This is a genomic window from Paenibacillus terrae (genome assembly GCF_005217525.1).
Classification (GTDB): Bacteria; Bacillota; Bacilli; order Paenibacillales; family Paenibacillaceae; genus Paenibacillus; species Paenibacillus terrae_C.
On the sequence record NZ_PNXQ01000012.1, the window covers coordinates 39,755 to 48,774 of the forward strand.

Below are 9,020 nucleotides of genomic sequence, written 5' to 3' on the forward strand. Positions count from 1 at the left end.
GGTGACCTTCATCCGGGAAACTATGCGCTGAGTGGGGAGCGGCTGATGGTGCTGGATTGGGAGCATGCCCATTTGAACACACCGCTTTGGGATATGTATCATCTGATCGACATGTCCCATCCGTTGTTTCCCCGGCGTATGACGTCCGACTTGCGAATCCGCCTGCTGGACAGGTACTTGGATCAGATGGAGCTGCTGGGAGCAGGACTGGAACGGGGCACATTTATGCAAGAATATAGCATGTTTGCCGTGGTATTTTCACTGTGGATGCTGTTGTTAATTGAAAGCGATTTGCGAAGGATCGAAATGAAAATGCATATAAACGGTGATAAATGGTCAAAAGAGCAATTAGAAGCCCAACGGGGCGAGGCTTTAGCCTGTTTGAGCCAATGCGCAGCGATGCTGGAATGGGGACAAGTCAGAAGGTGTGAATAAAGAGTTGGAGCTACAGCGTGTGTACAGATTGTAAACAAAGGTGGAGAAATATATGAAAAAAGTCGGTTTGGTCATGAGGAAAATTCAGTTTGCCGAAGCACAGGGTCCGCGTATTTTTGCGGAACGTCTGAAACAGATCGGACTGGAGCTGGGTGTGGATATCGTATTTGTGTCACCGGAGCGCCATGTCAGCAGCCATGACTGGCTTCCCGGCTATGAGCACGAAAAGGGTGATCTGGTCAATTATGACGTGGTACTCGACCAGCTTCATGAGCAGCAGATTGAGGATGTTATTTATACGGTATCCGGCTTTACATATTTGAAAATGTTTTTTAAAAACAGCGTGCTTTTTCCGCACAGTTTTCCTGATCCGGCGCTTACAGGCTATGAGATGATGAAGCCTTTTTATCAGATTGTGGACAAGGCTATTGTGCAGACTGATTTTCTCAGACAGGAGATGGCATCCAAGTTTGGTGTAACGGATGTGACAGTTATCCCGATTGGGTTTAATGAGCGACTGGTAGAAAAGCATTTTGACCCTTCGCAGGTCGTGGAGAATCGGGTGATGTGGATCGGAAGGGATGAGGAGAATCGGCGTCCTGATCTGGTGCTGGAGTATGCGCGGCACAATCCCGACAAGGAAGTTTACATGGTGTTTGGCGGGGAACGCTATAAGGAAAGCATGAAGAAGTACGATATCCCTGACAATGTGAAGCTTCAATTTGCGTTGACGCAGGATGAGGTATTTGCGCTGATGAATACGGCGAAAGTATACTGGAGCTGCTCCAAATTCGACACGTTTGCGATGCCGCTGACCGAAGCGCTGGCTATGGGTAAAATCGTTGTGAAGCCTGAGCATCCTTGCTATGGGCATATCAGCTCCACGCATTCTTTTTCGGGCAATGAGAAAAACTGGTTCGAGCTGGTCAATATGGCTGCTGCCTCACCTCGTCGGGTTTCTAATGAAAATCAGGCGTACGCCATGGAGAAGTTTTCGAGTAAGGTGATGAAGCAGGGGTATCGGGACTTTTTTGAGAATTGGTTAAGCTGAGTGGCGAGGCAGAATACTTCGGTTTCAACACGCGTTTAAGCGTCCAGAATTAGAGATGATTTAAAAAGGGACTTTCGCTCAAGTGAACGAAAGTCCTTCCTTTTAGGAATGTATCCCCGCTGCGACTTCAGAATGAGCCGTTCTGCGGTCAATAGCGTAGCTGACCAGCATGAGAAGCAGACCGCCAACGGTGATCAGAGATGCAACCCATGGGATGGAAGCGAGCCCCATTTGATTAATGACGACCCCGCCGATAAAAGCGCCTCCTGCGTTACCCAGATTCAAAGCGGAATGGCTGGAGGTAGATGCGAGCAAAGGGGCCTCATAGGCCAGATTCATGATGCGAACCTGAATGCCGGGCATAATGCCGAACGCGGCAATCCCCCAGATAAAGACGGTAATCACAGCCAGTACCTTGCTTTGAAGCGTAAACGTCAGAATGGCCAAAATAATGGCCAGTATAGCGTAGTTTGCAATTAAGGATGGCAGCAGCCTCCAATCCGCGAGCTTGCCGCCAACGATGTTGCCGATGGTTACACCAAGTCCGAACAGGACGAGAATCCACGTAATGCTATGCTCGGCAAAGCCGCTAATGTCGGTAAGTAAAGGCGTAATGTACGTAAAGACGCTGAACAGACTACCACAACCGACAGCACCTGTGAGTAGCATCAGCAATACCTTCGGATTAAACAGGCTTCGGACTTCTTGTTTGAGACTGGAGGGCTTGTCCTGATGCATAACCGGAATGTACCGGATGATGCCAAAGAGAGAAATCAGGCCGATCACAACGATGGCTCCAAAGGAAGCACGCCAGCCGAGCTGCTGTCCGATAAAGGTGCCAAAGGGCACGCCGATAATGTTGGCTACGGTCAGTCCGGTCAGCACCATAGAAATGGCACCAGCCCGCTTGTCAGGGCGAACCAGTCGGGCGGCGATCAGGGAGCCGGCTCCCAAAAAGGTTCCGTGTGATAACGCGGTAGCCATACGGGCTGCAATCAGAAGCTCGTAGTTGGGAGCAATGACCGAAAAAAGATTGCCTAAAATGAATATAATCATCAGCAGGCATAACAGCTTTTTTTGCGGTACCTTGTGAGTTAATACGGTGAGCACAGGTGCGCCAATGGCCACACCAAGCGCGTAGCTGGTGATGAGCTGTCCGGCTTGCGGGATGGTAACATGAAGATCCTGGGCCACATTGGGCAGAAGACCCATAATGACGAATTCGGTCATGCCGATGGCAAAGGCACCGAGCGTCAACCATAGCAAGGAGGGGGGAAAGCGATTGGCTGTCAAATTTTCTTGAATACTCATGAGTGTCTTGTATCCTCCTGAAAAATAGTAATGCGAGTATATCATTAGAAACCACATCTGGCGACCCATTTGCAAGAATTTTACATACTAAGCAGATAAGATTTATCTATTTTACAAAAGCGGCAGGTATGAGCGGGTTAAATATGTTATTTTTATAGTATGGATCTATCCAAGGAGGATACAATGATGACGCTTAAAGTGGTACATAGTATTACAGATTTAATTGGAGATACGCCTTGTGTGCGGCTTCAGCGATTAACCGGACCGCAGGATGCGGAAGTGTATGTGAAGCTGGAATACTATAATCCCAGCGGCAGTGTCAAGGATCGGGCGGCGGGTAATCTGATTGCCGAGGCGGAACGGGCCGGACATTTAAAACCGGGTGGAACTATTATTGAGCCGACCAGCGGGAATACGGGGATTGGCTTAGCGATGAATGCGGCAGCCCGAGGCTACCGTGCGATATTGGTGATGCCGTCGAATATGACGAAGGAACGAATCAATATTTTAAAAGCATACGGTGCTGAGGTTGTGCTGACGCCAGCGGAAGAACGGATGTCAGGAGCAATTCGCAAGGCGCTGGAGCTGGGGGCTGAGATTGAAGGGAGCTTTATCCCGCAACAATTTGAAAACGAGGCCAACCCGGATATCCACCGTACGACGACTGCGCTTGAAATTTTGGAGCAGACGGAAGGCAAGCTGGACGTGTTCGTCGCTTCTTCTGGAACGGGCGGTACAATTACGGGAACGGGTGAGGTGCTGCGCCAGCATTTGCCGGATCTGCGTGTTGTCGTGGTAGAGCCGAAGGGCTCGCCAGTGCTGTCAGGGGGCAAGCCTGGTCCACATAAGCTGGTTGGTACTAGCCCGGGATTCGTTCCTGCCGTATTGAATACGGATATTTATGACGAAATCATACAGGTTTCGGATGAGGATGCGATTGCAATGACACGGGCGATTGCTGCTCAGGAGGGAATTCTCGTCGGACCTTCCAGCGGAGCTACAATATGGACGGCAATTCAGGAAGCTCGGCGCTTGGGACCGGGCAAACGGGTGCTTTGTATTGCCCCGGATACAGGAGAGCGATATTTGAGCATGGGTATTTTCGGATAAAAAAAGTGAAGGAGGAGCAACATGAAAATTATGCCTTTACAGAAACGCAACATTTCGGATAGCCGTCTGGTGCTTGGCTGTATGCCTTTTGGCGGGGAATGGGATCGTACACCGTTTACACAGGAGCATGTGGTGGAAGCAGAAAGAGCGGTGGAAGCCGCACGTTCCATCGGCATTACGATGTTCGATCATGCAGACATCTATCGTATGGGAAAAGCAGAAGAAATTTTTGGCCGGATTTTGAAGGGGCAGCCCGGTTTGCGCGAGCAGATCGTTATCCAGTCCAAATGCGGCATTTTCCTGCCGGATGGTGCGCTCCCGGGTCGATTTGATTTTTCATATGCTCATATTATGGAGTCTGTGGATGGTATTCTGAAGCGTCTGGGCACCGAATATTTGGACATCCTGCTGCTGCACCGTCCCGATCCGCTGGTAGAGCCGGAAGAAGTGGCGGAGGCGTTCAGCAAGCTCAAGGCATCCGGCAAAGTACGGCATTTTGGTGTTTCCAATATGAATGTAAGCCAAATTCAGTTTCTGGAGCGCAGTTTAGCCGGCCCGCTGGTGGCTAATCAATTGGAGATGAGCCTGGCGCATCTACATTTTGTAGATCAGACGGTGCATGTGAATCAGCAGGCAGGGACGAATGTCCATTTTGGCGAAGGTTTGCTGGAATTCTGCCAAACGGAGGATATTCAGCTTCAAGCGTGGGGGCCACTGGCACAGGGACGTTTTAGCGGTGGATCTTTGGAAGGGGAGCCTGAGCATATACGCCAAACAGCAGAGCTGGTGCAAAAGCTGGCTGCTGAAAAGGAAACGACACGCGAGGCCATCGTTCTTGGCTGGCTCATGAAGCATCCGGCACGGATTCAGCCCGTCATTGGCAGCGCTAATCCTGAACGGATCAAGGCGTGTCAGGATGCGGAGCGACAGAGTGAGCTGATGACCCGTGAGGAATGGTATGAGCTATATGTGAGTGCACGAGGACAAGCTTTACCGTAACTGGCGAGTGCTTTTCAGCTTGTTACAGCAGACATATTTTTGGAAAAAGTATGATTTCGTACTGCAAATCGTAATTGAATAGGCCCGCCTTTTGTCTAATGGACAGTGTGCGGGCTTTTTTTCGTGGGGCCATTAAACATTTTTCCAGCGGCTAATCCTCTTCGTATCTGGCAAGTGCCCTGGCGGTTGTTTCCTTCATTCGGGAAATGAGCCGGGAGCCTTGGACGACGTTGACACGTTTGCCGAGAAAGCGGATTTTGGACAGTACGTATTCACTTTCGTCTGTCTGAAAAGTGAGCGTAATACGATAGGTATCCGCAGCCTGAACATACTCCACCTCTTTCTCAAAGCAGGAAAAGGCATATAAAATACGGGATAATTCCCCGTTGTAAACAGGTATAATTTCGATAATGCCCTGTTCTTTGCGTGACTCCAGAATACCGAGTATGCGTTGGGTGAATTTTTCGGTCTCTTCAGAAGAAGTTTCCTCCTCGGTGATGGTGACGATGCTGGACAGCTTGGTGGACATCAGCGCACGGTGTCGGCGGTTGTACCAAAGCAGGCTCCATTCTTTTTTGACCATGGAAAATTCCAGCTTATACGGAAAACCGGACAAGCGCTCATGAACGCGCCCGTTGCGCATTCTGTAGCTCATACAGATACCTGAGCGGGACCGCAGGATGGGACGCAATATACGCAGGAGCGGGTGATAGACCGGGGAGGCAGGGATGCCGGCCTTTTCCCTCAAGCTTCCATCGATCTCCAGCGGATCGTCATCTGCGAGCATCAGCCGAAGCTTATCGAGCGTAGACGGGATAAAAGCTTCTGTCGCCGCCGGATCTGACAGCATGGACTGGAGCCAGATTCTTTCCTGCGATGTGGTAGCAAAAGCGCCCGATTCATCCAGCCGCGAGACGATCTGGTAGTTAAATATTTTCTCGAATAGGCTCATAATAGGCTTGAAGCTCCTTCCATTCCTGCTTGAATTCCTGACGAAGCCGCTTGGGTTCCAACACCTCACAGCTTGATCCAAAGCTGCGCAGCCACGGTTTAATCTCGGTGATGCCGTTCACTGTAATTTCATAGATAAAGGATTCACTTTCTTCCTCCGTGATCGTTCCCCATTGCCCCTGCAACAGCACACGCTCCCGAATAAAGTTGCGTTTGGCACCTTCGGGATTGAAAAAACGCACCCGCACCTTCACGGCACGCCCAGTATCCACAAGCCAGCTATACCGCGTTCTTTCTTCCAGTACGGCCAGCAGGTCAGCAAAACGCTTCTCAGACACGGGTTCGCCCTCCGCTAACTGTGTCATGCCCTCCATGCGGAACTTCATGATCCCTTTGCCGCCCACGTGACCCAGCACATACCAGCGCCCGTATTGATGATCATAGATGACTTGCAAGGGAAGAATGGTGTGTTCACGTCCTTCGGTTTCTTTTTCAAACAGAGGATTCGTGTTCTGTGAACCGTATATGCTTTGTTTGGCCGCCGAAAAATACAAAAAAGTCACACAGCGACGTTGTCGAATGGCATGAAGAAGCGGATGAACATGTGCCTCATCCAGAATACGCGAGTAATAGTGGTATTTGTATAAAAAAGGTTCTGCAATCTCCTGAGCCCCGGCTTGACGGCGCATGGCTTTTTTTAAATGATCTCGCAGCAAATATCCCTGTACAGAGGGAAGCTGCGTATTCGCCATAACGTCTACAAAGTCATACAGGTCCAGTAATTCCTCGTCCGTCAGTCCAGTGACCAGATCATTGCGGACAGCATAGCGATAAGGTCTGCCTCCAGGTTCCTTGCGAACCACGCCGACCTCGACGAGATATTTCAGGTCTGAACGGATCGTTTTTTCATCCGGCAATGCACTGTCAGCAGGCAATCCCTCGCAGCATGCATCCAGCAGCTCCATAGTGGTCAATGGTTGTGACTGTAGAGCTGTCAGCAGAAGGGCCAGGCGAACGCTTTCCGATTCCTTGAGCGATTTGGCCCGAAACAGGAATAACAATAGCGGATCAGCCGATTCATAGTAGTTCAAGCGCAGCATTTCATTGAAGTCGTGTCCTTGTTCCGCTGGTAACTGCTGCTGCACGGATTGAACGATTTCTTTGAGACGCCGAATTGTTTTATCAAAGGTATGTATCGAAATGCCCAGTCTGTCTGCAAATTGCTGCCGATTATAAGCGCCGCTCGTCAGTGTCAGCATGCGCAGAAATTGAATTTCTTTATCAAAGCTCTCTCTCGCCATGGCGGATTCCCCATTTCTGTTGCCGTTCTGCGAAAATAAGTATCCCTTTATTCTAACAGGGAAGAGATGCAGGAAAAAGGAAATTTATTCATCCTTGTAATACTTTCGCCATGTTCGCAGCACGCAAAATAAAGGATGATATAAATACCAAGTAGAATTCGTCAGCCAAGCCGGGGCGTAGAATGAATGAGGCATATTCAGGAAATATCAAAGTATAAAAGCGGTGGTTAGGGAGGGAATAGCATGACAGATCCAAAACATGAGCACGATTTAATTAAACCGAAAATGCGTGATACGATATTACAAGAGCTACGCGCATTGGAGCAGGAGGAGCAGGTGCGTATTATATATGCCTGCGAATCAGGCAGTCGGGCGTGGGGATTTCCTTCACAGGACAGTGACTATGACGTGCGTTTTATCTATGTGAGGCCCTTGGAGTGGTATTTGTCCATTTTTGATCAACGGGATGTGATTGAGCGCCCGATCAGCGATTTGCTGGATATCAACGGCTGGGATTTGAAAAAGGCGCTCAATCTGTTTCGCAAGTCCAATCCGCCTTTGCTGGAATGGCTGCAATCCCCGATCCCCTATCTGGAGCCATATTCAGTAGCAGAGCAGATTCGCGCTATATCGCCATTAACCTTCTCGCCGAAGTCCTGTATGTATCACTATCTGAATATGGCGCGGGGAAACTATCGGGATTATTTGCAAGGAGAGCAGGTGAAGATTAAAAAGTATTTTTACGTGCTGCGCCCGCTGCTGGCCTGTGGCTGGATTGAACGCTATAACAGTATGCCTCCAATGGAATTTGAAGACTTGCTGGAGGAATTCATTCCGGCAGACACAGAGCTTTATCAGGTGATCGGACATTTGCTGCAACGTAAAAAAGCGGGTGAGGAACTGGATATGGAGCCACAGCTTTCGGTGGTCAATGATTATATCCAGCAGCAAATGACTTATTTTGAACAAAAGGCGCCTTTGCTCCAGCATATGGAGGGTGGACGTGATCAGCAACTGGATGATTTGTTCCGCGCTGCGGTGAAGGAAGTATGGCAAGCCGGATTGTAGGATTGTCAAAGCAATAGATGTGGTGTACATTATAGTGAATCAAAAAGCATTGTCGGGAGCTTGAGAAAGTCAGGCTGAGAGGGTGGCCCTTGCCATCGACCGTGAAATCTGATCTGGGTAATGCCAGCGTAGAGAAACCTAGAGCACTATACAGGATTGCCGCGTGTTTTGCGGTTGTCGATAGATTCGGTTCATATCTTATAATCAAGCTAGGCGGCTGCGCTTAGGCTATTGATTGTATGAGGTATATCGACGAATGATGTTTTGTATGGTGATCCACCTTTTACTGCGCATAAAGCTTGCCTGGAGATTCAGCTCCAGACAAGCTTTTTTTCATGGCCACGAGGCCCATTTTAAGGGGAAAGGGAGTACATCATAATGAATACTGCTGTAAAAGCGTCTAAAGGTTTGAAGCTGACGGATATTTTGGTCACAATTGTGATCGCCGTCGTGTTCGGTTTGGTTTATAAAATATGGGGGCCTGCGTATGATCTGGTGAAACCGCTTGGGCTGAACGCCGAGCAATTGGTGTATGGCATGTGGTTTATGGCGGGCACTTTCGCATACCTTATTATCCGCAAGCCGGGAGTTGCGATTTTGGCAGAGGTGGCAGCGGCAACGGTCAGTGCTTTTTTGGGAAGTGAATGGGGGATGTCCACCTTGTACTACGGCTTTCTGCAAGGTTTGGGAGCAGAGCTGTTCTTTGCGGCTTTTCTGTACCGGAATGCCAACCTGTGGGTCACTTCGCTGGCTGCGGCTGGATCGGCTATAGCCTCCCTGATTTTGGACTTTAG

9 protein-coding genes are annotated in these 9,020 nt (G+C 49.5%); 6 read left to right on the top strand and 3 right to left on the bottom strand.

The features are described 5' to 3' along the window. Together C1I60_RS25535 and C1I60_RS10270 are read left to right on the top strand one after the other, a co-directional pair. On the top strand, nt 1–435 hold a 435-nt coding region (locus C1I60_RS25535; RefSeq protein WP_252361664.1), incomplete at its 5' end, for a phosphotransferase. Between the two features lie 52 nt (nt 436–487). After that, the gene (locus C1I60_RS10270) at nt 488–1,486 is read left to right on the top strand and encodes a glycosyltransferase (RefSeq protein WP_137061637.1); all 999 of its coding nucleotides are present in this window, start codon (nt 488–490) and stop codon (nt 1,484–1,486) included. Between the two features lie 102 nt (nt 1,487–1,588). Here C1I60_RS10270 and C1I60_RS10275 read toward each other — a convergent pair whose 3' ends face one another. Beyond that, on the bottom strand, nt 1,589–2,797 hold the full coding sequence (locus C1I60_RS10275) for an MFS transporter (protein ID WP_137061638.1): 1,209 nt from the start codon (nt 2,795–2,797) through the stop codon (nt 1,589–1,591). Between the two features lie 186 nt (nt 2,798–2,983). Between C1I60_RS10275 and cysK the strand changes: the two genes are divergently transcribed. Continuing rightward, the gene (gene cysK, locus C1I60_RS10280; RefSeq protein WP_137061639.1) at nt 2,984–3,907 is read left to right on the top strand and encodes a cysteine synthase A; all 924 of its coding nucleotides are present in this window, start codon (nt 2,984–2,986) and stop codon (nt 3,905–3,907) included. 21 nt (nt 3,908–3,928) lie between these two features. After that, on the top strand, nt 3,929–4,906 hold the full coding sequence (locus C1I60_RS10285) for an aldo/keto reductase (RefSeq protein ID WP_137061640.1): 978 nt from the start codon (nt 3,929–3,931) through the stop codon (nt 4,904–4,906). Nucleotides 4,907–5,057: 151 nt separating this feature from the next. Here C1I60_RS10285 and C1I60_RS10290 read toward each other — a convergent pair whose 3' ends face one another. Next, nucleotides 5,058–5,858 carry a WYL domain-containing protein gene (locus tag C1I60_RS10290; protein ID WP_137061641.1) on the bottom strand — a complete coding sequence of 267 codons (801 nt, stop codon included), beginning with the start codon at nt 5,856–5,858 and terminating at the stop codon, nt 5,058–5,060. Next, nucleotides 5,833–7,158 carry a helix-turn-helix transcriptional regulator gene (locus tag C1I60_RS10295; RefSeq protein WP_137061642.1) on the bottom strand — a complete coding sequence of 442 codons (1,326 nt, stop codon included), beginning with the start codon at nt 7,156–7,158 and terminating at the stop codon, nt 5,833–5,835. Before C1I60_RS10295 ends, C1I60_RS10290 begins: the two co-directional genes overlap by 26 nt. 243 nt (nt 7,159–7,401) lie before the next feature. Here C1I60_RS10295 and C1I60_RS10300 point away from each other — a divergent pair, with 243 nt between their 5' ends. Both C1I60_RS10300 and C1I60_RS10305 read left to right on the top strand, forming a co-directional pair. Further along, the gene (locus tag C1I60_RS10300; protein WP_137061643.1) at nt 7,402–8,226 is read left to right on the top strand and encodes a nucleotidyltransferase domain-containing protein; all 825 of its coding nucleotides are present in this window, start codon (nt 7,402–7,404) and stop codon (nt 8,224–8,226) included. 378 nt (nt 8,227–8,604) lie between these two features. Further along, nucleotides 8,605–9,020: ECF transporter S component (locus C1I60_RS10305; protein ID WP_252361665.1), on the top strand; the 416-nt coding region annotated here is incomplete at its 3' end.